This window comes from Samsonia erythrinae (assembly GCF_004342665.1).
Lineage (GTDB): Bacteria > Pseudomonadota > Gammaproteobacteria > Enterobacterales > Enterobacteriaceae > Samsonia > Samsonia erythrinae.
This window is the reverse complement of sequence record NZ_SMBY01000006.1, coordinates 139,744-162,232: the sequence shown is the minus strand read 5'-3', so window position 1 is coordinate 162,232 and position 22,489 is coordinate 139,744. Positions and strand designations below refer to the sequence as shown.

Below are 22,489 nucleotides of genomic sequence, written 5' to 3'. Positions count from 1 at the left end.
GTCATTAATCTCCGATCATATCGATGTTTGCTGCACCCGGCGGCACCATCGGAAACACTTTTTCATTGGCGTCGATACTGACGTGGATTAGCGCGGGACCGGGCTGACTGAGTGCTTCAGCCAGCGTGGCCTGCGGATCGGCTGCCGCATTCAGGTCACAGGTGGCGAAACCGAAGCCGGCGGCAATGGCTAAAAAGTTCGCGCTGTAACGATAATCCGCGGCGAAGATACGCTGCTGGAAAAACAGATCCTGCTGCTGATGAACCAGACCAAGCGACTGATTATTCATCAGGATAATTTTTACGTTGAGTTGTTCTTCTGCCGCCGTCGCCATTTCCTGAATATTCATCATCAGGCTGCCATCGCCGGAGAAACAGACGACGGTACGTTGTGGTTCGGCCAGCGCGGCGCCTATCGCCGCCGGCAGGCCAAACCCCATGGTGCCGAGTCCGCCGGAGGTCAGCCACTGGCGTGGGCGGCGCAAGGGGTAAGACTGGGCCACCCACATCTGGTGTTGGCCGACATCGGTCGCGATGATGGCATCATCCGTCAGCGCCTGCGCGGCGGCCTGCACCAGACCATAATGGCTTAAGGGATCGTCAGCGCCCGGCATACTGAACGGAAATTCCTGTTGCAGCCCGCGAACGGTTGCCTGCCATACGTCACGCTGCTGCGGCGTAATCTGCGGCAGTAGCTGAGTCAGCGCGTCGGCGACATCGGCGTTGATCGCCACGTGCGGCTGACGGATTTTGCCTAATTCTGCCGGATCGATATCGATGTGAATAATGCCGGCCTGCGGGCAAAACTGTTCCGCTTTGCCAATGGCGCGATCGTCAAAACGCGCGCCCAACACTATCAGCAAATCCGCCTGCTGTAAGATCAGATTGGTTGATCGGGCGGCGTGCATGCCCAACATGCCCAGCGACAGAGGATGGTCGACGGGCATCGCCCCCAGCGCCATCAGCGTCATGGTTGTCGGCAGGCTGCTGCGTTCCGCCAACGCAATCGCCTGCTGGTGCGCGCAGGCGCTGATGATCCCCCCTCCCAGATAAAGAACCGGGCGCTGAGCCGCGTTAATCATGGCTGCCGCCTGCTCGATGCCCGTTGGTTCAACGGCGGGGGGGACATCAAGCGGCAAGATACCGGGCAGTTCGCTCAGTTCAAGGGTTGCGTTCTGAATATCTTTGGGAATATCGATCCAGACCGGGCCGGGCCGGCCCGACTGCGCAATGCGAAAGGCTTCAGGGATCACGCGCGGCAGTTCGTTGATATCACGCACCAGATAGTTATGTTTGGTAACGGGAATTGAAATACCGTAGGTATCGACTTCCTGAAACGCATCGGTGCCGATCATACCGGAGGGCACCTGACCGGTGATACACACCAGCGGGATCGAATCCAGTTTGGCATCGGCGATGGCGGTGAGTAAATTGGTCGCGCCCGGACCGCTGGAGGCCAGGCACACGGCGGCGCGTCCGCTGGCGCGCGCCATGCCTTGCGCCATAAACCCGGCACCTTGTTCGTGGCGGGCCAGAACGTGGCGGATTGTCTTGCTTTGACCCAGTGCATCATATAATGGCAGGGCCGCACCGCCGGGGATCCCCGCGACGGTGGTAATGCCCTGCTGTTCGAGCAGTCGGACGACCAACTGAGCGCCTGTATAACGCATGTTTATATCCTTTATCAGGGCCGGTGCGGTGTCAGAGCGGGGAGGGTAAAACAGGAAACCCCGCTCGGCTGGCGCCGGCGGGGTTTGGAATCTTGGTTTGGATTCGGAACCCGTTACGGCGCGCTGCCGACGACGACGACCACGACTGCCACGCGCACGACGACGACCGCGTCAACATGCGCGGTGCTTAGTAGTGCAGAAGTGGAAGAGGAATAGTGCGTCACGGGGATCCTGTTAATTTTATTCAAGTCAATGATGAATCAATTACCAATTCATATAAGCACAGCCGTCTAAAAAGACACAATACCCCCATGGGATAAAACCTGAAAATGTCGATTCGATCACAATACTGTCCTTTTGATGACGTCATCCCCGGTGAACATATCATCAGGAGACACCGCGCCGCTGTGCGTCGGGCTGTCGTTTAATCAGGATGACACGGCGATGCACCGCTACGGGCGGGAAATTCCCAGAATGGCGGCCGCCTCGGCGCTGCCGTCCCATAGCGCCTGCGTCGGCCCGTCATAATAAATCCCGCCGTCCACGATCAGCACCGTGCGTTTCGCAATCCGCATCGCGTCATCCAGATTATGGGACACCATCAACAGCGTGAACTGACGTTCATGACACACGCTTTCAACCAGATCGAGCATCTCCTGACGCAGCGCCGGATCGAGTGCAGAGAAGGGTTCATCCAACAGCAGAATCGGCTGGTGGCGCACCAGGCAGCGAGCCAGCGCCGCACGCTGCCGTTGTCCGCCAGAAACGTGCGCTGGCAGGCGATCCAGAAGATCTGACAGACCGACTCGCGCGGCAATTTGCCCTAGCGTCTCGCGCTGTGCGGCGTTGAGCCGCAAGCCGGGGTGTAGCCCCAGCGCAATGTTTTGCCCGAGCGTCAGGTGGGGGAACAGATTATTTTCCTGAAACAGAATCGAAACGGGCCGTTTGGCGGGCGGCGTTTCGCGGTGAGGCGCGCCGTTAAGCCGTAATTCGCCGCTGTCAGCCATCAGAAAGCCGGCAATCAGATTCAGCAGCGTGCTCTTGCCCGCGCCGCTGGGACCGAGAATGGCAATGCGTTCTCCCGCGTTGACGTGAAAATCAAAACGCATGGGCAAGTGCTGATAGAAGTAAGTCAGTTTCTCAAGCGCGATCATGACGGCCTGCCAGTTTTTCAATCAGGGTAAATAATAGAAAGCACAGCAGCATCAACAGCAGCGCCGTGACTGCGCCATCAGCGCTGCGATAGGCGCCGATCTGTTGATAAAGATAAAACGGCAGCGTGCGGAATTGCTCATTGCCGAACAGCGCGATGACGCCGAAATCACCGATCGACAGCACGCAGGCAAAAGCCAGCGCCTGCGCCAGCGGCTGTTTCAACGCCGCGAGTTCGATCAGCTTCAGCCGTTGCCAGCCGCGAATATCCAGCGATGTGCAGAGGCGGTTGTAACGAGCGGCGACGTCCAGCATCGGGTTTTCCAGCACTTTGAGCGCGTAGGGGATGGCCATTAACGCATTCGTGAACACCACCAGCGCGTAAGGTGATTGCGGCAAGCCAATGCTGTTATTCAGCAGCAGGAAAAAACCGGTTGCCAGCACAATACCGGGCATGGCGAGGATGAGCATACCGCTCAGGTTCATCAGCTGTCCGCAGAGCGGCTTCTGGCGTAACTTGAGCTCGCGACTGCTCCAGAGCAGCATCATGGTCAGAACCAGACACAGCAATCCTGCGCCTAAAGCAATACGCAGCGAGGTCAACAGCGTTTGCCAGAGCACGGGCTGTTGCAGCACGGAGACTAATGAGCGGTTTACGCCATCCACCACCACCGCCAGCAAGGGGGGAACGACCAGCAGGAGCAGGGCGCTAATCAGCAGGGCATCGGTAAAACGGCTGAAGGCGCTATCCTGCGGATTACGCCATGCCAGCAGTTGGGTGCTGCTGACAGGAAGAATGCGGCCCAGTCGCTGGCTGAGCAGCACTAAACCGAGACAACAGACCATCTGAATTAATGCCAACAGCGCTGCGCGCGCCGGATCGTAATCAAACGTTAGGGCCTGATAGATGGCCAGCTCGATCGTGGTCGCCCGCGGGCCGCCGCCCAGCGCCAGAACCGTGGCGAAGCTGGCAAAACAGAGCATAAAAATCAGCGCGCCGGTGGGTAAAATCTGTCGGCGCAGTACGGGCCATTCCAGCAGGCGAAAATGCTGCCAGCCGTTCATACCCAGATTGGCCGCCAATTGGCGCTGCTCGGTGGCAATGCCTTCCAGCGCCTGTAACATCAGTCGGGTCGCCAGCGGCAGGTTGAAGAACACATGCGCCAGCAGGATGCCTTGCAATCCATAGGGGGAAAAGGTGTATTGCAGATCAAACCAGCCCAGCGCGGCGGCCAGCCAGCCTTGCCGACCATAAACGCTGAGCAGGCCGAAGACGGCCACCAGCACCGGGAGCACCAGCGTCATCGCGCACAGGCGCAACAGCCAGTGGTAGCCGGGAAAGCGCCGTCGGTATAGCGCTCTGGCGAGAAAGATAGCCGGAACAGTAGACAGCAGCGCGGAGAGCAACGCCTGCCAGAAGGTAAACCGAATCACATGCCAGAGATAGCGGTCATGCCATAGCGTGTGCCACTGGCTGTCGGGCGCCTGTCGCCACAGCGCGCCGAAAGCCAGGATCGCAACGGAAATTAACAGCGTTGCGGCCAGTAACCCCGGCCACAGGCGTCCGCCGATTAGTGGCTGACGGCGCGTTGCCATGCCTGAATCCATTGTGTCCTGTGGTCGGCGACGTCCTGCGCACTGAACTGCATGGCGTTTTCCGGTACCGCGAGCGCCGCGAAGCCCGCTGGCAGTTCAGTCTTAATGACCGGATACATCCAGTTCGTCGTGGGAATAACCTGCTGGAAGGTTGGGCTCAGGATGAACTGCATAAAGCGTTTTGCCAGCTCGGGATCCTTGCTTGAAGCCAACTGCCCGGCAATCTCAATTTGCAGGTAGTGGCCTTCGCTGAAGGTGGCCGCCGCGTAGTTGTCCTTTTTCTCTTCGATGATGTGATAGGCCGGCGAGGTGGTGTAGCTCAGCACCAGATCCGCTTCCCCTTTCAGGAACAGACCGTAGGCTTCGCTCCAGCCTTTGGTGACGGTAACGGTTTTTTTCGCCAGCTTCTGCCAGGCTTGCGGCGCATCGTCGCCGTACACTTTTTGCATCCACAGCAGCAGACCCAGCCCCGGCGTACTGGTACGCGGGTCCTGATAGATCACCTTCCACGGTGCGTTGCCGTCCACCAGTTCATGCAGGCTTTTCGGCGGGTTCTTCAGCGAGTCTTTGTTATACACGAAGGCGAAATAGCCATAGTCGTAGGGGACAAACGTTTTATTGTTCCAGCCGCCCGGCACCGTAATGGCGCTGGTGTCCAGGTTGTGCGGCGTAAACAGGCCGGTTTGTTGCGCGGCCTGCAACAGGTTGTTGTCCAGCCCCAAAATGATGTCTGCTTTGCTGTTCTTGCCTTCCATGCGCAGACGGTTCAGCAGCGCAGCGCCATCCTCCAGCGCGACGAAATTCAGTTCGCACTCGCACTCTTTTTCAAACGCGGTCTTGATGACGGGACCCGGCCCCCACTCGGACGCGAATGAGTCATAGGTATAGACGGTAAGCACAGGCTTGGCGATGGCCGACGCGGAGAGTAGCAATAGGCAAGACAGGCTGGCTTTCAGCACGGCGGCTGAACGACGTAATCGTTGATTAAACACGCTTTGCACTCCTGAGAATCATAGGGTGGCAAAGGATTTTGAGGCGGCGATGAGCACTCTCAAATCCCTTCGCCGGTATTAACCGGATCAGGTTCGACGGGTATCTTCTCAGCGAACATTTTTCGCACCCCGTTGAGAACGGCTTCATTGTAAAGGGTATCGTCGGACAGTGAAAGGCTACCGGCGTTCCGGCGGTGTGAATCAGGCGGATTTAAAATCAAACCCGTCCTGTATGCTCAGGCAGACGCCGTGGTATGACCGCAGTAGGAGACCGCGCCGATGATTATTGGGAGACATTCACCACTTTATGCCCTCCTGCTCGATTCGCGCTGTACACCAGTCGATAAAGGCGCGAATTGCCGGAGAAAGATGGCGGCTCTGCGGGTAGAGGATGAAAATGGGTTCAAGCGGTGCCTCGAAATCAGGTAACAGCCTGACAAGGTGTCCATCAGAAAGCGGCTGGCGCACCATATAGCTGGCAATGCGTATCAGACCCAAACCGGCTACGCCAGCGGCGACATAGGCGTCCGTGTCATTTACGCTGATCTGTCCTGCTCTCGGCATCGCTACGGTGTGCGCTTCATCATGAAACCCCCAGCGAGTTGAACGACCCGTTCGGCTGTGGATATACCCCACTGCGGCGTGATCTTTTAGCGAGTCCGGTGTTACGGGGTGTCCATGCTGTTCAAGATAGCGCGGGGAAGCGCAAATATACCAATGGAATGCACCGAGGCGTCGTGCGACCAGTCGCGATAGCGGCGGTTCTCCTGTTCTGATGACACAATCGATACCATGCTGGACAATATCCACAGTGGCATCACTCAGGTGGAAGTCTAACCTGATTCCAGGATGACGTTCACAGAAGTCTGGCAGTGCCGGAATAAGGAAGTTTTTGGCCAGAGACGGGGGAGCCCCGATTCTGATTGTGCCGTTCAGTTCCCCTTTTTGCTGTGCCGTTACGCTTTCTGCCGCATGTACATCACGCAAGATCGTTTTACAACTGTCGTAATAGCGTAGGCCAACATCCGTAATACTGAGTGCTCGCGTGGTTCGGTTGAGTAACCGGGCACCCAGATGTGATTCAAGTTCCTTGATGCTGCGGGTTACGGTAGAGGGCAAAACATGCATTGTTTCCGCCGCTTTTTTGAAACTCCCCGCATCGACTACACGGACGAATGTTTCCATGGCCTGAAACCGATCCATACGATGATCTCCCCATTTTGTGATGAAACATGAATAAGACAGGTATACGGCATATTTTCCAGATCGCTTCATTATTGTATTTTTTCAAATTATGAAGTGATCTGGCTGAATCTTATCATGCGCGCATTCTTGTATAACATAACCCCCGGTCTCTGAATGTTCTGATAATGACTTGTGTTATCAGACCAGAGGCATGTTTTCACACTGAATGTATAGGGAAGTTTCACCGCTCCCTGTGATAGAGATAATTTGAAATTTTTAAGGAGTTAAACAGTGAATGACAGAGGATCCGCGTTGAAAGATATTCTTGTGCTTGGCGCAGGGCAACTCGGTATGGCGGTATTGCGTGCTCTCGCACCGCGTGCGCGAGCCTTGCAGTTGTCGGTCACGGCGCTCGTTTCACCGGGCACAATTAACGATCCGTCGGTGCAGGGGATGGCAATACTGACTGAACTCCGCGCACTGGGGATTGACGTGATAGGGTTCGATCTGGCTTGCGATGAACACGCCCTGACAGCGCTTTTCAGGAATTATAAAACGGTGTTGAACTGTTCGGGATTCGTTGCAGGGCCAGGCACACAGATGAAAATAACCAGAGCGGTGTTGGCTGCCGACGTCGCGCGCTATTTCCCCTGGCAATTTGGTGTTGATTATGACGTCGTTGGCCGAAACAGCGGCCATCCGGTGTTTGATGAACAGTACGACGTAAGGCAGTTGCTGCGTAGCCAATCGAGGACCGAATGGGTGATTGTTTCGACCGGTATGTTCACGAGTTTCCTGTTTGAACCCGCCTTCGATGTGGTGGATCTGGAGCGTGGCACCCTTCACGCTCTGGGAAGTTGGGAGACCAAAGTGACCGTGACGATCCCCGAAGATATTGGCTGGCTCACGACGGAAATCTTGCTGGCTGAACCACGAGTGGCTAATGAAGTAGTCTATGTGGCAGGTGACACCCTCTCATACGGGCAGCTTGCCGATGTTGTTGAACGTGTCACCGGGAAGACGTTTGAGAAGACAGTATGGACTCTGGATAAATTACGTGCGGATCTGAAGGTTGCTCCAGAGGACGTAATGGCGCGCTACCGAGCTGCGTTCGCTTTGGGGGAGGGGATGTGGTGGGACAAATCCGGCACATTCAATGAGCGTAATGGCTACGAGACGGTCAACGTCGAGCATTTTTTACGGATGCAGTTGCAAAAATAGGCGGAAGAGTGCGGCGCGATGCAATTTGCCCCGCACTTTTTCAGATGCAGTTACGATTCCGGCGGCGCGAACCAGGCGGATTTAAAATCAAACCAGCCGAGCATATTCATCCTGACGCCGCGCATACTGCGCTGTCCTTGCAGTTGCAGCCAGTGGTGCAGTAAAGGATGCACCTGACCGCTGGCGATCAGCTTTTCACACCACTCCGCCATCGGCAGCGTGTGATTACGCCACTGCTCTGCATCGGCATGCAGATCGTCGTCCAGACAGTGCTGCACCAGCGGAAGCTCGTAGAGCGCTGCGAACAGAGAGAATTCGATGGGTAAGTAGCAGTTCACGCTGCTAAACCAGAGATCGCTGCTGGCATTGCCCTGATACCAGTCTTCGTAGCTGACCGTCTGGACATCAAGCGTGATGCCATATTCCGCCAGCAGCGTGCGAATAATCTCGCTTAATATGCGGTATTCCGGGTGCTCATGATAAAAGGCGATCGTAATGCGGGTAAGCCCTGTCGGCACGGGCTGGCGTTTGTCTGAGGGATGATGGTGCCAACGAGGCAGCAGGCTGTACGCGGGGGACCAGTCACGCTGGTGGCCGGCATCGGCACGGCTGAGCAGCGAAATCGGGTTAAACACCTGCCAGAGCCAGCGGCGGATCTCCGGGCGTTTGGCCAGCGGCGAGCGTTTATCAAACAGCAGGAAATAGCAGCCTTCCTCCATTCGGCTTTCCAACTGTTCGTGGTGAGAGTCATCAGACTGGAATTGCACGGAGAGCGGCGCTTCTTCGGGTTCATCTGGCAGTACCCAGATGTTGACCTCATCAATCAGCGCCCGGTAGCCGAAATAATCATCAAACGCGCGGATCTTCAATTGGTTATGGTTATTGCGCACTACGGCGTAAGGGCCGGTGCCGATCGGGTGTTGGGCAAAATCCGCTAGCGTTTGCCACTCCTGCGGCAAAATCATGGCGTGTGCGCTGCCTAAGAGCCAGGGCAACCATTTGTCCGGGCAGCTCAGTTGGATATCAATCACGAAGGGCATCGGTGACGTAACGGCTGTAAGGTGCGAAAACAGCGGCCAGACGGCGAGGCGTTTGAGAGAGGTAATGACATCATCCATCGTGAGTTCACGACCGTGATGGAAGCGGATGGCAGGACGCAGATAAAAGCGCCAGTGCAGCGGCGACAGCATCTGCCAATGATGGGCCAGATCGGGTTTAAGTTCCCCATTTTCCTCATTTATATTGGTCAACCCGCTGAAAATTTGTCGCGCGATGTGCATTTCTGAACGCCGCAGCGCCGAGCCGGGCTGCAAATTTCGCAATGGGCGATAATAGAGAATGCGCAGAATATGTTTCCCCTGCCGGAAGCTACGCCCCAGATGAGTGAGTAACATCTGGCGTACCGCTTCTTTATCTCCCACCAACTGCACCAGTTGATCGATATGGTCCTGTTCCAGCAAATCCTCTGCGCGCTGCTGCTGTAGCGCTAAACCGGTATAGACAAAGGTGAGCTGCGAGCGCTTTCCTCTTCCCGCTTCAGCCTGCCAGATGAGCCAGCCTTCTTGCTGCATGGCGTTCAACAGCGAGCGGATATGGCGGCGTGAACAGTGCAAAACGCCCGTGAGTTCCTGCAACGTGGTGTCGGTGGTTTGTCCCTGAAAATGTTGCCACAGACGGATGAACTGCTGCTGTAGTCGGGGTGATGGCATAAAAGAGGAACTCCATGTGGGAAAGTCATCAATTTATCTTTTCCTATATTACGTCGATACTCTGTAGCAAGGAAAGAGAGGAGGTGGCTTATGGCGATTTCCCGTTTATATCAATTCTATCGTACCTACTTATCAACCGCTAAGGCGACGTGGTGGCGTTGGATGTCTCCTCAACAGCGTATTGCATTATTACAGCTGGCGACGCAGTGGCACCTGCAAGAGATGTCTGATGACGAGTACCGCCATTGGCTATAAGGGGATGAAAACAGCATTCTGAGTAATGGTGACGTTTCACCAGCCAGCGAGTTTTTCGCTGGTTTTTTTTATACAGTAAAGCCCGCAAGACTAGACGACTTGCGGGCTTCGGTTTATCAGTGCTATCCCATCAGTGCAGAAACGCAGGCTGATTCTTTTCATACTCGGTAATCGACGCTTCATGTTGCAGCGTCAGGCCGATGCTGTCTAAGCCGTTGATCATGCAGTGACGGCGGAAACTGTCGATTTCAAACGGGTAACTTTTATTGCCCGCCTGAACGACCTGATTTTCCAGATCGACGGTGAAATTAATCCCTTCCTGCTCGTCAACCAGCTTGAACAGTTCGTCCACTTCCTCATCGCTCAACTTCACCGGCAACAGCTGGTTGTTAAACGAGTTACCGTAGAAGATATCGGCGAAGCTCGGGGCGATAACGACTTTGAAACCGTAATCGGTCAGCGCCCACGGCGCGTGCTCACGGGAAGAGCCGCAGCCGAAGTTTTCCCGCGCCAGCAGAATGCTTGCCCCTTTGTAATGCGGTTTGTTCAGCACAAACTCAGGGTTGGGCTGTTGACCCGCATCGTCCAGAAAGCGCCAGTCGTGAAACAGATGTTGACCGAAGCCGGTACGCGTCACCTTTTGCAGAAACTGCTTAGGAATAATTGCATCGGTATCGACGTTAGCGGCATCCAGAGGAACCACCAGACCCGTGTGTTGAATAAATTTAGCCATGTGGGTTTCTCTCTTAATTCAATTCGCGGATGTCGGCAAAACGACCGGTGACCGCAGCGGCAGCGGCCATTGCCGGGCTGACCAGATGGGTGCGGCCAGCGCGACCCTGACGGCCTTCAAAGTTACGGTTGCTGGTTGATGCGCAGCGTTCGCCGGGATTCAGGCGGTCGTTGTTCATCGCCAGACACATGGAACAGCCCGGCAAACGCCATTCGAAGCCCGCTTCGATAAAGACTTTGTCCAGACCTTCCAGTTCCGCCATGGTTTTCACCGGGCCGGAGCCGGGGACGACAATCGCCTGAACGCCCGCCGCGACTTTACGCCCTTTGGCGATTTCTGCCGCCGCGCGCAAATCTTCGATACGCGAGTTGGTACAGGAGCCAATGAAGACTTTATCGATCTTCACATCGGTCAGTTTAATGCCGGGTTGCAGATCCATATAAGCCAGCGCTTTGGCGGCAGAGGCACGCTCTACCGGATCGCTGAAAGAGTCAGGGTTGGGGATTGCCTGATTGACGGCGATCACCTGGCCGGGGTTGGTGCCCCAGGTGACCTGAGGCGCAATCTGGGCGGCGTCCAGCGTGACAACCGTGTCGAACTGCGCGTCGTCATCCGACTTCAGCGTCTTCCAGTAGGCGACGGCGGCGTCCCAGTCGGCGTCTTTCGGCGCAAACTGGCGACCTTTCAGGTAGTTGAACGTGGTTTCATCTGGCGCAACCAGACCGGCTTTCGCCCCCATCTCTATCGCCATGTTGCACAGCGTCATGCGACCTTCCATGCTCAGCGCGCGAATGGCCTGACCGCAGAACTCCACCACGTGTCCGGTGCCGCCCGCGCTGCCGGTTTTACCGATGATAGCCAGCACGATGTCTTTTGCGGTAATGCCATGTGGGGCGTCGCCAGTGACTTCAATTTTCATGGTTTTGGCGCGGCCCTGCTTCAGGGTTTGCGTCGCCAGCACATGTTCCACTTCCGACGTACCGATGCCGAAAGCCAGTGAACCAAACGCCCCGTGCGTTGCGGTATGCGAATCACCACAGACGATGGTCATCCCCGGCAGCGTCATCCCCTGTTCCGGGCCGATAACGTGCACGATGCCCTGATACGGATGGTTCAGGTCATACAGCTGAACGCCGAATTCCGCACAGTTCTTGATTAATTCCTGCATTTGAATCCGTGCCATTTCGCCGCTGGCATTGATGTCCTTGGTCAGCGTGGAGACATTGTGGTCCATCGTCGCGAAGGTTTTCCCCGGTTGGCGAACCTTGCGGCCCATCGCCCGCAGACCGTCGAAGGCCTGCGGGGAGGTCACTTCGTGTACCAGATGTCTGTCGATATACAACAGCGGCGTTTCGTTCGGTGCTTCATGAACCACGTGTGCGTCGAACAATTTTTGATATAACGTCTTACCCATGGTTATGCCCCTTGTGCCACAAAACGCGCAATTACGTCGCCCATTGCATTGGTGCCGATAGCCTCGCTGGCGCTTGCCAGATCGGCGGTACGATAGCCTTCAGCCAGTGCGGTATTGACCGCTTTCTCGATCGCCTCTGCGGCATCGTCCGCACCCAGGCTGTAGCGCAGCAGCAGCGCCAGCGACAGAATCTGCGCAATCGGGTTGGCAATGTCTTTCCCGGCGATATCCGGTGCGGAACCGCCCGCGGGCTCGTACAGGCCAAAGCCTTGCTCGTTCAGGCTGGCGGAAGGCAGCATGCCCATTGATCCCGTGATCATCGCGCATTCGTCGGACAGAATGTCGCCGAACAGGTTAGAACACAGCATGACGTCAAACTGAGCCGGATCTTTGATTAACTGCATCGTCGCGTTATCGATATACAGGTGGGAGAGCTTCACGTCTGGATAGGCTTTAGCGACTTCAGTGACGATCTCACGCCACAGAATCGAGCTTTGCAGTACATTCGCTTTATCGATGGACGTCACGATGCCGCGACGCTTACGCGCGGATTCAAACGCGATATGCGCGATGCGCTCAATCTCGAAACGGTGATACACCTCGGTATCGAACGCGCGTTCATACTGGCCGCTACCTTCACGACCTTTCGGCTGGCCGAAATAGATCCCGCCGGTCAGTTCGCGGACGCACAGAATATCAAAGCCTTGCGCGGCGATGTCGCTACGCAGCGGACAAAACGCTTCCAGCCCCTGATACAGACGCGCAGGACGCAGATTGCTGAACAGTTTGAAGTGCTTACGCAGAGGTAACAGCGCACCGCGCTCCGGCTGTTCTGCCGGCGGCAGGTGCTCCCATTTCGGGCCGCCGACGGAACCGAACAGGATAGCATCGGCCTGCTCACAGCCTGCAACGGTCGCCTGCGGCAGTGGAGTACCCTGACGGTCAATGGCGATACCGCCGACGTCATATTCACTGGTCGTGATGCGGATGCCAAAACGCTGACGTACCTCGTCCAGTACTTTGTGGGCCTGTGCCATTACTTCCGGGCCAATGCCGTCTCCGGGTAAAACGGCGATATGGTAGCTCTTTGTCATCACACTGTTTCCTGATTGTTTTGTTGTTTGCTGTCGTTTTGTTGTTGGCTATTGTGCTGTTGCAGACGTTGAATTTCTTTTTCTACCTGCTGAGCACGCTTAATGTTGTTTAATACATTTACCATTGCCTGCGCGGAAGATTCAACGATATCCGTCGCCAAACCGACGCCGTGGAAACGACGCCCCTGATAATCCGCGACGATATCAACCTGACCCAGCGCATCACGGCCCTGACCTTTAGCGGTCAGTTGGTATTTAACCAGCGAAATCTGATAACCCGTAATGCGGTTGATCGCCTGATAAACGGCATCCACCGGGCCATTCCCCGTCGCCGCTTCTGACTGGGTTTCTTCACCACAAACCAGTTTGACAGAGGCGGTCGCCATCACGCTGGAGCCGGACTGCACGCTGAAATAGTCCAGGTGATAAAACTCAGACTCCTCCTGCTGACGGTTGATAAAGGCCAGCGCTTCCAGATCGTAATCAAAGACCTGACCTTTTTTATCCGCCAGTTTCAGGAAGGCGGCGTACAGATCGTCCAGATTGTAATCGCTTTCCTGATAGCCCATCTCTTCCATGCGGTGTTTCACCGCGGCACGGCCAGAACGGGACGTCAGGTTCAACTGGACTTCTTTCAGGCCGATGGATTCCGGCGTCATGATTTCGTAGTTTTCACGGTTCTTCAGCACGCCATCCTGGTGAATACCGGAAGAGTGGGCGAAGGCGTTGGCGCCCACGACCGCCTTGTTGGCGGGGATAGGCATATTACAGATTTGGCTGACCAGTTGGCTGGTGCGGTAGATTTCCTGATGATTGATATTGGTATGTACATTCAGGATGTTATGGCGGGTTTTGATCGCCATGATGATTTCTTCCAGTGAACAGTTACCGGCACGTTCTCCGATACCGTTCAATGTGCCTTCTACCTGACGCGCGCCTGCGTGAACCGCCGCCATGGCGTTGCCGACCGCCAGCCCCAGATCGTCGTGGGTGTGAACAGAAATAATGGCTTTATCGATATTCGGAACGTGTTGATATAAAGACGAGATGATGTTGCCGAACTCATGCGGCATCGTATAGCCGACGGTATCCGGTATGTTAATGGTGCGGGCGCCGGCGTTGATGGCGGCTTCAACCACGCGACACAGATCGGGGATTGGCGTGCGTCCCGCATCTTCGCAGGAAAATTCCACGTCGTCTGTATAGTTACGTGCGCGTTTGATCATGTAAATGGCGCGTTCGATCACGTCATCCAGCGTGCTGCGCAGCTTGGTGGCGATGTGCATCGGTGAGGTCGCGATAAAGGTGTGGATGCGGAAAGCGTCTGCCACGCGCAGCGCTTCTGCCGCGACATCGATGTCTTTTTCGACGCACCGCGTCAGGCCGCAAACACGACTGTTTTTAATATTGCGGGCGATGGTCTGCACGGATTCGAAATCCCCGGGGGATGATACGGGAAAGCCGACCTCCATGACGTCAACGCCCATACGCTCCAGCGCGAGGGCGATTTGCAGCTTTTCTTTTACACTCAGACTTGCCTGTAAGGCCTGTTCACCATCGCGTAATGTGGTATCAAAAATAATGACTTGCTCGCTCATCGGATAGTTCCTTGTCGTGTTTGCTTGTACTTGGCGCCTGGCGAGTAAAAAAAAACCCGCGCATCAGCGCGGGTTTTTTATCGAGTGGGAGAAACCTAGTTCCGGGTTCTGTCCACAAGCCTACCGCGCAAGAAAGATGCGTTTAGTAGTAGGCTTAGTAGAACAGTAAAATTGAACACAGTATCTCACCATCTAAAATTGATATGGCTTTATTGGTACGCGATTATCAGGGTTATGTCAACGTTTGATTGATGTGACGTGCATCAAGTATCGCGGCGATGGCCCACGACCAATCAACGAAAGATCGTTGCGGTTTTGAACCATGCCGGTAGACTGCACGCCAAATAATGTACAGTTGTACTCTGAAACGTTTTCAAAAATTTCTCTTATCAAATTCTTTTACAGATGACTAATCATTTACAGCCATACCATGTGGTACACCGGGTTCAGGATAGGATCAATCACTGCGCGGGGCGTATCGCGCTGCGCGAATGGACGCCTGCGTGCGAGCGGCAACTGACCTGGACGCAGGCCGGGCAGCGCATTCAGCGTATCGCCAGCGCGCTGTTAGCGCTGGGCGTGGATGTTCAGGAACGGGTGGCCATTTTTTCTCATAACTCGATGAACTGGTCGCTGGCCGATCTGGCCTTGCTGCATCTGCGTGCGGTCAGCGTCCCCATTTATGCCACGAATACGGCGACACAGGCGGCGTTCATTATCAATGATGCGGATATCCGTACTATTTTTGTCGGCAGTCAGGAACAACTGGATACGCTACTGACGCTTCGTGACGCTTGCCCGCAACTGCGGCACATCATTGTGATGGATGACGGGGTAAATCTGCGTGGCAGCGATATCGTGCAATCACTGCATGAATTTGAAGCGCAGGCGGTTGAAGATTTCTGGCGTGATGAATGGCAAAGACGTATTGATCATCGCGATCTCAGCGATTTGTTCACGCTGATCTATACCTCCGGCACGACGGGTGAGCCGAAAGGTGTCATGCTTGATTACGCCAATATGGCGACGCAGCTTAAGCTGCACGACGGTCGCTTAAGCATGTCGGAAAACGATGTTTCCCTCAGTTTCTTACCGCTTTCCCACGTATTTGAGCGCGCCTGGAGTTTCTTTGTGATGCACTGTGGCGCACAGAACGTGTACCTCGGCGATACCAGTCAGGTGCGTGCTGCGATGCAGGCGGTGAAGCCGACGGTGATGTGCGCCGTCCCGCGTTTTTATGAGAAAGTTTATAGCGCAATTCATGAAAAAGTGGCTCAGGCGCCGTGGTATCGCCAACGGCTTTTCAACTGGGCTGTCTCGCAGGGACGCCAGGTTTTTCTGGCTAGTCAGGCGGCGAAAAAAGAGCGTTTCTTCCGCCGCATCATGCATCGCTATGCCGACCGTCTGGTGTTAGGGAAACTGCGCCAGCTTCTGGGGGGCGAGATTCGCTTTATGCCCGCTGCGGGGGCGCGACTGGATGACAACATCATTCTGTTTTTCCGCTCGATCGGGATCCGCATCATCTATGGTTACGGCATGACCGAAACCTGTGCCACGGTTTCCTGCTGGGAAGAAAACCACTTCCGTTTAGGCTCGATTGGCACGCCGCTGCCGGGCATTGATGTACGTATTGGCGCGGAGAATGAGATCCAGGTACGTGGCGCGACCATGATGCGCGGTTATTTCCATCGTCCTAAGGAAACCGCGGAGGCTTTTACCGAAGACGGCTGGCTGAAAACCGGCGATGCGGGAGAACTGGATGCCAACGGTAATTTGTTTATTACTGAACGGCTGAAAGATCTGATGAAAACCTCGGGCGGGAAATATATTGCCCCGCAGCATTTGGAAGGGACGCTGGGACAGGATCGTTTTATTGAACAGGTGGCGATTATCGCGGATACGCGTAAATACGTCTCCGCGCTGATTGTGCCCTGTTTCGAGGCGCTGGAAGATTACGCCCGTTCCATCAATCTGAAGTATCACGATCGTCTGGAGCTGTTGCGCCATAGCCATATTATCGAGCTGTTTGAGCAGCGTCTGATAGAGATGCAAAAAGAGTTTTCCCGGGTCGAGCAGGTAAAAAAATTTACGCTGTTGCCCGTGCCGTTTTCAATGGCGGAAGGCGAACTGACGCCAACGCTCAAGCTACGTCGGAAAGTGATCAACCAGCGTTATCAGCTGGAGATCGATGCGATGTACGCGGAATCCTGATGGCGTTGAGGCCGACAACCCCTTTTCTTTTCAGGAAACGGGGTTGTCGGCCTCAAGATTTCACTCTGTAATTTATGGCCTTTGTGGACGATCTATCAGGTCTGATGGTTCCCGGTTAGTATTTTATCTCAGTTCTTTTTTCCATCACGTTCTATTTCCCCTTGGCTAAATTAAGAGCGGTGGTTTTTTGCCGTTTATCTGCGTCATAATCTCACGTTATGTTAATGGGTTATCATTAACCCCTATGATATTCCGTATTCTTGTTCTAAATATTAACAGTGTGAATACAACGTGAGCGCGGGGATCCCCCGGTCAATACAGAAACGGATTCCGTCTTCTGAACAAATAGAGGCAAACCCATGGAGATGTTGTCAGGCGCCGAAATGGTGGTCCGATCGTTGATCGATCAGGGCGTAAAACATGTGTTCGGTTATCCGGGCGGTGCGGTACTGGATATTTACGACGCCCTGCATACGGTTGGCGGTATTGAGCATATTTTGGTGCGCCATGAGCAAGGCGCGGTTCATATGGCTGATGGCTATGCGCGTGCGACGGGCGACGTCGGCGTGGTATTGGTCACCTCCGGTCCCGGTGCAACAAATGCGATCACGGGTATCGCTACCGCTTATATGGACTCGATTCCTATGGTGGTGTTGTCCGGTCAGGTTGCCACTTCGCTGATTGGCTATGATGCCTTTCAGGAGTGCGACATGGTGGGCATTTCCCGTCCTATCGTGAAGCACAGCTTTCTGGTCAAGCAGACCGAAGATGTCCCGACGATCCTGAAAAAAGCGTTTTATCTGGCGTCCAGCGGGCGTCCGGGTCCCGTGGTGGTCGATCTGCCGAAAGACATCATGAATCCCGCGAATAAGCTGCCGTACGTTTATCCCGACAGCGTCAGCATGCGCTCCTATAATCCGACGGTACAGGGACACAAAGGCCAGATCCGCCGCGCGCTACAAACCCTGCTGGCGGCAGAAAAGCCGATTATCTACAGCGGCGGCGGCGTGATTAACGCAGAGTGTCACGAAGAGCTGCTGACGCTGGCGGAGAAGCTTAACCTGCCGGTGACAACCTCGCTGATGGGGCTGGGCGGCTTTCCCGGAACGCATCGGCAATGCCTCGGCATGCTGGGGATGCACGGGACGTATGAAGCGAACATGGCGATGCATCACGCCGATGTGATTTTCGCCGTCGGCGTGCGTTTCGACGATCGAACGACGAATAATCTGGCGAAGTACTGCCCGAATGCGACGGTACTGCACATCGATATCGATCCCGCGTCGATTTCCAAAACGGTCAGCGCGGATATTCCCATCGTCGGCGATGCGAAACAGGTATTAAGCCTGATGCTGGATCTGCTGGAACAGGATGCTCCGCAGCAGCAGTTCGATGCGCTTCGCGACTGGTGGCAGAGGATCGAACAATGGCGTGCACGCCGCTGCCTGAAATACAGCACTGAAGGCGACAAGATTAAACCGCAGGCGGTGATTGAAACGCTGCATCGGCTGACGGAAGGTAAAGCCTATGTGGCCTCGGACGTCGGCCAGCACCAGATGTTCGCCGCGCTGTATTATCCTTTCGATTTACCGCGTCGCTGGGTGAACTCCGGCGGACTGGGGACGATGGGCTTCGGCCTGCCGGCGGCGCTGGGCATCAAGCTCGCACTGCCGGAAGAAACGGTGATTTGCGTCACCGGCGACGGCAGTATTCAGATGAATATTCAGGAGCTCTCGACGGCGCTGCAATACGATTTGCCCGTGGTGGTGATTAACCTCAATAACCGTTTTCTGGGTATGGTGAAACAGTGGCAGGACATGATCTATTCTGGCCGCCATTCCAGTTCCTATATGGAATCATTACCGGATTTCGTCAAGCTGGCTGAAGCATACGGCCACATTGGGATTTCCATCAACACGCCGGATGAATTGGAAAGTAAGCTGTCGCAAGCGCTGGCGCAGAAAGATCGTCTGGTGTTTGTCGATATCAATATCGATAGCAGCGAGCATGTATACCCCATGCAGATTCGCGGCGGCGCGATGGATGAAATGTGGCTGAGCAAAACGGAGAGGACCTGATCATGCGGCGGATTTTATCAGTATTACTTGAGAATGAATCAGGGGCCTTGTCACGCGTCGTCGGTCTGTTTTCCCAACGGGGTTACAACATCGAAAGCCTGACGGTCGCTCCCACCGAAGATCCTACCCTGTCTCGTATGACCATCCAGACGGTAGGGGATGAGAAAGTGTTGGAGCAGATCGAAAAGCAACTGCACAAGCTGGTGGATGTGCTGCGGGTCAGTGAACTGGGACAAGGTGCGCACGTTGAACGTGAGATCATGTTGGTAAAGGTTCAGGCCACAGGCTATGGGCGGGAAGAGGTGAAACGCTGCGCCGATATTTTCCGCGGCCAGATCGTGGATGTCACCGCGTCGCTTTATACCGTACAGCTTGCCGGCACCAGCGATAAATTGGATGCCTTTCTCAGCGCCGTGCGTGACGTCGCTGAAGTTGTAGAAGCCGCCCGCTCAGGGATCGTCGGCGTATCGCGCGGCGATAAGATCATGCGTTAAACGACGTTTACACTGCGTTCTCTGTGAAAAAGCCCGATAATCACTATTGGGCTTTTTTAGTTTTTCCTATCTTAATAGACTTAATATATTTCAGAATACAAGATGTCCATGATTGCGTGATGGCTTGAAATATGTGTGGAACGTGATAAAAGCAGTTGCCGTCCAAAAGCTTCTGCGGTTAGATCTACGCTATCTCCATGATGATGTTATGGTCATCACTCTATTTATTTATCCGGCTTACTAAGGGGTTAACGTGAAACTGGATGAAATCGCGCGTCTTGCGGGTGTTTCACGCACTACTGCCAGCTATGTGATTAATGGGAAAGCCAAACAATATCGCGTGAGCGATAAGACCGTTGAGAAGGTGATGGCTGTCGTCAGGGAATATAATTATCATCCCAACGCCGTCGCTGCTGGATTACGCGCTGGCCGCACGCGTTCAATTGGTCTGGTCATCCCCGATCTGGAAAACACCAGCTATACCCGTATAGCCAACTATCTGGAGCGGCAGGCCAGACAGCGTGGGTATCAGCTCTTAATTGCCTGTTCCGAGGATCAGCCAGACAACGAGATGCGCTGTATTGAGCATCTGCTACAGCGTCAGGTTGATGCGATTATCGTTTCAACCGCGCTACCGCCTGAGCATCCCTTCTATCAGCGCTGGGCCAACGGTCGCCTGCCGATCATCGCACTGGACCGTGCATTGGATCGCGAGCACTTTACCAGCGTGGTAGGCGCCGACCTTGAAGATGCCGAGATGCTGGCGCAAGAATTAAGGAAAATGCCCGCGAAATCGGTACTGTATCTTGGCGCCTTACCTGAGCTTTCCGTCAGTTTTCTGCGTGAACAGGGGTTCCGTCAGGCGTGGGCGGGCGATCCGCGTGAGGTGAATTATCTTTATTCCAATAGCTATGAACGCGCCGCCGCCGCCGCCGCATTTATGGATTATTTGAAAAGGCATCCTATGCCTGAAGCGCTGTTCACCACCTCATTCCCGCTATTGCAGGGGGTGATGGACGTCAACCTGAAGATTAACGGGCGTTTGCCGAGCAATTTGGCCATTGCGACCTTTGGGGATAACGAACTGTTGGATTATCTGGAGTGCCCGGTGTTATCCGTTGCTCAGCGCCACCGTGAAGTTGCGGAGCGCGTGCTGGAACTGGTACTGGCCAGTCTGGATGAGCCAAAAAAACCGAAGCCCGGTTTGAATCGTATCCGGCGAAACCTGTATCGCCGCGGCGCGCTGAACCGCGGCTGATCTCTTTTTTATCTGACTGCGCCATAGGTTGCTATGGCGCTTATTTTTCTCAATGCATTTATGGCAATGCGACCCGAAATAACCGACGGCAATATTCCAAAAAATAGCCGTATATCACGCCCATCACCATCGACACCAATAGATTACTGGTGACCGCTGTCAGCATTTGCGTGCTTGTTGCCCCGATACTCCAGAGAATAAGCGCATAAACGGGAGATTGGAAACTGACGTAAGCAAACAGGTCGGCAAGGTTGCGCACCAGAAAATGGTTGCCGCCGTAACGTTTCGCCATGCTCAATACGCGATCGCGATAAAGCCCGTATGGCCAGGCAATGACGATATTAACGGGAATAGACAGCAGTCGCGAAGAGAGCGATTGCTCAATGCTCAGGCCGGAAAGCATGATTTCAATCGCCATTCCAGTGATGAAACAATACACAACGAGTGCGAAGGTATCTGCGGTAGCACTTCGCAAGCGCGATGTCGAAGAAAACATACCTGTACGCTCCATTTCCAGGGCAGATAAACTGGTTTTTTACCGATGAATGGTTTTTTGTTGTGATTTATTTTACCTGCATAGTTTACATCACTGACTGTCTGGCTTGGTACTAGGGATTAATCGTTATTTATGCCCGGTTTTCGTACTTTGCCGCTACTTTATTTTTAAGTCGCATTTTTGGCGTTTTTTTATCGCGATAAATAGAATTAATTTTTTATAAAACAATGTGTTATTTATTGTTTTCGCGCCGTGATTTGGTGAGGTCCGCATTCTATTAATGTATGAAGAGACGAGCGCTAAAAATTGCCTGACTATACGGTTTCTTTTTCATACCTGTTTAGCCGCGAGGCGCGTGTGATTTATTCGGCGCATTTCCTGAATACATTATTCTTTTCAGAAAACGGTGTTTAATGTCAGCGCGTAAATGAAAGTCAATCGGCTGATTAATAAAGAATCGACGATGTTCAGGTTAAAAATGTGACGTTGAGCAAATGTTAACAATCACGGTATAATTTTACAGATTGGCGCAGGCCCTGATATTCGAGGCCTTCAACTGATAAGACTATTCTGGAAAACTTTATATTCAGTATCAACTTGTGACGACAAAAATAATCGACACAGCGGAATTCGCGGTTAACTGTTTGCAAGGATTCATTTTTACTGTGAATTTCTCTTAAATTTTCATGACGTTAATCTTTATTAATTCTGAGCTCTTATTCTTTTTGCCTCCATGCCGCCCGCAATTCATGCCGAAATAATTCCAAAGCGCGTCTGCTCTGGCTTGACAAGGTTTTCATACCCTCCGTACACTCTTCAATGTGGGAATTTGTGGGATAAAGTGGTGAAAAAGGTTATGAAGGGGTAACTCAGGTATGTTTCGTGGGGCTACGCTGGTTAACCTCGACAGTAAAGGGCGCCTTGCTGTGCCCACCCGATACCGGGAAACGCTGAACGGGGAAACGCAGGGTCAAATGGTTTGTACCATTGACCTTCATCAGCCCTGTCTGCTGCTTTATCCCTTGCCTGAATGGGAAATCATTGAACAAAAACTTTCTCGCCTATCGAGCATGAATCCCGCTGAACGTCGCGTTCAGCGTTTGTTATTGGGACATGCCAGCGAGTGCCAAATGGATAGTGCTGGGCGTTTGTTGATTGCGAATACGTTAAGGCAGCATGCGAACCTTAAAAAAGAAGTGATGCTAGTCGGACAGTTCAACAAATTTGAACTGTGGGATGAACAGACTTGGTATCAACAAGTCAGGGACGATATTGACGCTGAACTATCGACTCAGGAACCCTTATCTGATCGGTTGCAGGATCTATCACTATAG

General features: G+C 54.1%; 19 protein-coding genes and 1 riboswitch. Of the genes, 7 read left to right on the top strand and 12 right to left on the bottom strand.

Features of this window, described 5'->3' with window-relative positions; all coding sequences use genetic code 11:
* Positions 1-4: 4 nt before the first annotated feature.
* The 6 genes from ilvB to EDC54_RS11450 form a co-directional block, all read right to left on the bottom strand.
* Positions 5-1,669: an acetolactate synthase large subunit gene (gene ilvB, locus EDC54_RS11475; RefSeq protein WP_132456266.1), complete on the bottom strand. Its 1,665-nt coding sequence runs from the start codon at positions 1,667-1,669 to the stop codon at positions 5-7.
* Between the two features lie 113 nt (positions 1,670-1,782).
* The gene (locus EDC54_RS11470) at positions 1,783-1,893 is read right to left on the bottom strand and encodes an ilvB operon leader peptide IvbL (protein ID WP_015841754.1); all 111 of its coding nucleotides are present in this window, start codon (positions 1,891-1,893) and stop codon (positions 1,783-1,785) included.
* 228 nt (positions 1,894-2,121) lie between these two features.
* The gene (gene thiQ, locus EDC54_RS11465; protein WP_132456264.1) at positions 2,122-2,823 is read right to left on the bottom strand and encodes a thiamine ABC transporter ATP-binding protein ThiQ; all 702 of its coding nucleotides are present in this window, start codon (positions 2,821-2,823) and stop codon (positions 2,122-2,124) included.
* The gene (gene thiP / locus EDC54_RS11460) at positions 2,810-4,417 is read right to left on the bottom strand and encodes a thiamine/thiamine pyrophosphate ABC transporter permease ThiP (RefSeq protein WP_132456262.1); all 1,608 of its coding nucleotides are present in this window, start codon (positions 4,415-4,417) and stop codon (positions 2,810-2,812) included. Before thiP ends, thiQ begins: the two co-directional genes overlap by 14 nt.
* Entirely contained in the window at positions 4,393-5,376 is a 984-nt protein-coding gene (gene thiB, locus EDC54_RS11455; RefSeq protein ID WP_165904300.1) for a thiamine ABC transporter substrate binding subunit, read from the bottom strand. The genes thiP and thiB overlap by 25 nt, the downstream gene beginning before the upstream one ends.
* A gap of 79 nt (positions 5,377-5,455) precedes the next feature.
* A riboswitch (TPP riboswitch) is annotated at positions 5,456-5,551 on the bottom strand.
* 155 nt (positions 5,552-5,706) lie between these two features.
* Positions 5,707-6,612 (bottom strand): LysR family transcriptional regulator, encoded by a 906-nt coding sequence (locus EDC54_RS11450; protein WP_132456258.1) that lies wholly within the window; start codon positions 6,610-6,612, stop codon positions 5,707-5,709.
* Positions 6,613-6,885: 273 nt separating this feature from the next.
* Here EDC54_RS11450 and EDC54_RS11445 point away from each other — a divergent pair, with 273 nt between their 5' ends.
* On the top strand, positions 6,886-7,815 hold the full coding sequence (locus tag EDC54_RS11445) for an aromatic alcohol reductase (RefSeq protein ID WP_132456256.1): 930 nt from the start codon (positions 6,886-6,888) through the stop codon (positions 7,813-7,815).
* Positions 7,816-7,865: 50 nt separating this feature from the next.
* Here the strand turns inward: EDC54_RS11445 and sgrR are convergent, their stop codons facing one another.
* Positions 7,866-9,524: an HTH-type transcriptional regulator SgrR gene (gene sgrR, locus EDC54_RS11440; RefSeq protein WP_132456254.1), complete on the bottom strand. Its 1,659-nt coding sequence runs from the start codon at positions 9,522-9,524 to the stop codon at positions 7,866-7,868.
* 90 nt (positions 9,525-9,614) lie between these two features.
* On the opposite strand from sgrR, the gene sgrT reads away from it, so the two are divergent.
* A complete protein-coding gene (gene sgrT / locus EDC54_RS11435; RefSeq protein ID WP_132456252.1) occupies positions 9,615-9,779 on the top strand; it encodes a glucose uptake inhibitor SgrT in 165 nt (54 codons plus the stop codon).
* 130 nt (positions 9,780-9,909) lie between these two features.
* On the opposite strand, the gene leuD is transcribed toward sgrT, so the two are convergent.
* From leuD to leuA, 4 genes are read right to left on the bottom strand one after another with little or no spacing between them, the layout of a single operon-like run.
* On the bottom strand, positions 9,910-10,512 hold the full coding sequence (gene leuD / locus EDC54_RS11430; protein WP_132456250.1) for a 3-isopropylmalate dehydratase small subunit: 603 nt from the start codon (positions 10,510-10,512) through the stop codon (positions 9,910-9,912).
* 13 nt (positions 10,513-10,525) lie between these two features.
* Positions 10,526-11,926, bottom strand: coding sequence for a 3-isopropylmalate dehydratase large subunit (gene leuC / locus EDC54_RS11425; RefSeq protein WP_132456248.1), 1,401 nt, complete (start codon positions 11,924-11,926; stop codon positions 10,526-10,528).
* Positions 11,927-11,928: 2 nt separating this feature from the next.
* Complete coding sequence (gene leuB / locus EDC54_RS11420; RefSeq protein ID WP_132456246.1) at positions 11,929-13,020, bottom strand: 3-isopropylmalate dehydrogenase; 1,092 nt, start codon at positions 13,018-13,020, stop codon at positions 11,929-11,931.
* The gene (gene leuA / locus EDC54_RS11415) at positions 13,020-14,618 is read right to left on the bottom strand and encodes a 2-isopropylmalate synthase (RefSeq protein ID WP_132456244.1); all 1,599 of its coding nucleotides are present in this window, start codon (positions 14,616-14,618) and stop codon (positions 13,020-13,022) included. The genes leuB and leuA overlap by 1 nt, the downstream gene beginning before the upstream one ends.
* Before the next feature lie 405 nt (positions 14,619-15,023).
* On the opposite strand from leuA, the gene EDC54_RS11410 reads away from it, so the two are divergent.
* The 4 genes from EDC54_RS11410 to cra all read left to right on the top strand — a co-directional run bounded on the left by EDC54_RS11410 (position 15,024) and on the right by cra (position 20,659).
* Positions 15,024-16,829, top strand: a complete 1,806-nt coding sequence (locus tag EDC54_RS11410) for an AMP-dependent synthetase/ligase (RefSeq protein ID WP_132456242.1) — start codon at positions 15,024-15,026, stop codon at positions 16,827-16,829.
* A 359-nt stretch (positions 16,830-17,188) separates the two neighbouring features.
* Positions 17,189-18,907, top strand: a complete 1,719-nt coding sequence (gene ilvI, locus EDC54_RS11405) for an acetolactate synthase 3 large subunit (protein ID WP_132456240.1) — start codon at positions 17,189-17,191, stop codon at positions 18,905-18,907.
* A 2-nt stretch (positions 18,908-18,909) separates the two neighbouring features.
* Positions 18,910-19,401 (top strand): acetolactate synthase small subunit, encoded by a 492-nt coding sequence (gene ilvN / locus EDC54_RS11400; RefSeq protein ID WP_132456238.1) that lies wholly within the window; start codon positions 18,910-18,912, stop codon positions 19,399-19,401.
* 253 nt (positions 19,402-19,654) lie between these two features.
* Positions 19,655-20,659, top strand: a complete 1,005-nt coding sequence (gene cra, locus EDC54_RS11395; protein ID WP_132456236.1) for a catabolite repressor/activator — start codon at positions 19,655-19,657, stop codon at positions 20,657-20,659.
* Positions 20,660-20,717: 58 nt separating this feature from the next.
* On the opposite strand, the gene EDC54_RS11390 is transcribed toward cra, so the two are convergent.
* Entirely contained in the window at positions 20,718-21,155 is a 438-nt protein-coding gene (locus EDC54_RS11390) for an L-alanine exporter AlaE (protein WP_132456234.1), read from the bottom strand.
* Between the two features lie 875 nt (positions 21,156-22,030).
* On the opposite strand from EDC54_RS11390, the gene mraZ reads away from it, so the two are divergent.
* The gene (mraZ, locus tag EDC54_RS11385) at positions 22,031-22,489 is read left to right on the top strand and encodes a division/cell wall cluster transcriptional repressor MraZ (RefSeq protein ID WP_132456232.1); all 459 of its coding nucleotides are present in this window, start codon (positions 22,031-22,033) and stop codon (positions 22,487-22,489) included.

Excerpts from the sequence above, each read along its gene's own strand:
- ilvB (WP_132456266.1), bottom strand. The coding sequence starts at position 1,669 with ATGCGTTATACAGGCGCTCAGTTGGTCGTCCGACTGCTCGAACAGCAG.
- thiQ (WP_132456264.1), bottom strand. The coding sequence starts at position 2,823 with ATGATCGCGCTTGAGAAACTGACTTACTTCTATCAGCACTTGCCCATG.
- thiP (WP_132456262.1), bottom strand. The coding sequence starts at position 4,417 with ATGGCAACGCGCCGTCAGCCACTAATCGGCGGACGCCTGTGGCCGGGG.
- EDC54_RS11450 (WP_132456258.1), bottom strand. The coding sequence starts at position 6,612 with ATGGATCGGTTTCAGGCCATGGAAACATTCGTCCGTGTAGTCGATGCG.
- sgrR (WP_132456254.1), bottom strand. The coding sequence starts at position 9,524 with ATGCCATCACCCCGACTACAGCAGCAGTTCATCCGTCTGTGGCAACAT.
- sgrT (WP_132456252.1), top strand. The coding sequence starts at position 9,615 with ATGGCGATTTCCCGTTTATATCAATTCTATCGTACCTACTTATCAACC.
- leuD (WP_132456250.1), bottom strand. The coding sequence starts at position 10,512 with ATGGCTAAATTTATTCAACACACGGGTCTGGTGGTTCCTCTGGATGCC.
- leuC (WP_132456248.1), bottom strand. The coding sequence starts at position 11,926 with ATGGGTAAGACGTTATATCAAAAATTGTTCGACGCACACGTGGTTCAT.
- leuB (WP_132456246.1), bottom strand. The coding sequence starts at position 13,020 with ATGACAAAGAGCTACCATATCGCCGTTTTACCCGGAGACGGCATTGGC.
- leuA (WP_132456244.1), bottom strand. The coding sequence starts at position 14,618 with ATGAGCGAGCAAGTCATTATTTTTGATACCACATTACGCGATGGTGAA.
- EDC54_RS11410 (WP_132456242.1), top strand. The coding sequence starts at position 15,024 with ATGACTAATCATTTACAGCCATACCATGTGGTACACCGGGTTCAGGAT.
- ilvI (WP_132456240.1), top strand. The coding sequence starts at position 17,189 with ATGGAGATGTTGTCAGGCGCCGAAATGGTGGTCCGATCGTTGATCGAT.
- ilvN (WP_132456238.1), top strand. The coding sequence starts at position 18,910 with ATGCGGCGGATTTTATCAGTATTACTTGAGAATGAATCAGGGGCCTTG.
- EDC54_RS11390 (WP_132456234.1), bottom strand. The coding sequence starts at position 21,155 with ATGTTTTCTTCGACATCGCGCTTGCGAAGTGCTACCGCAGATACCTTC.
- mraZ (WP_132456232.1), top strand. The coding sequence starts at position 22,031 with ATGTTTCGTGGGGCTACGCTGGTTAACCTCGACAGTAAAGGGCGCCTT.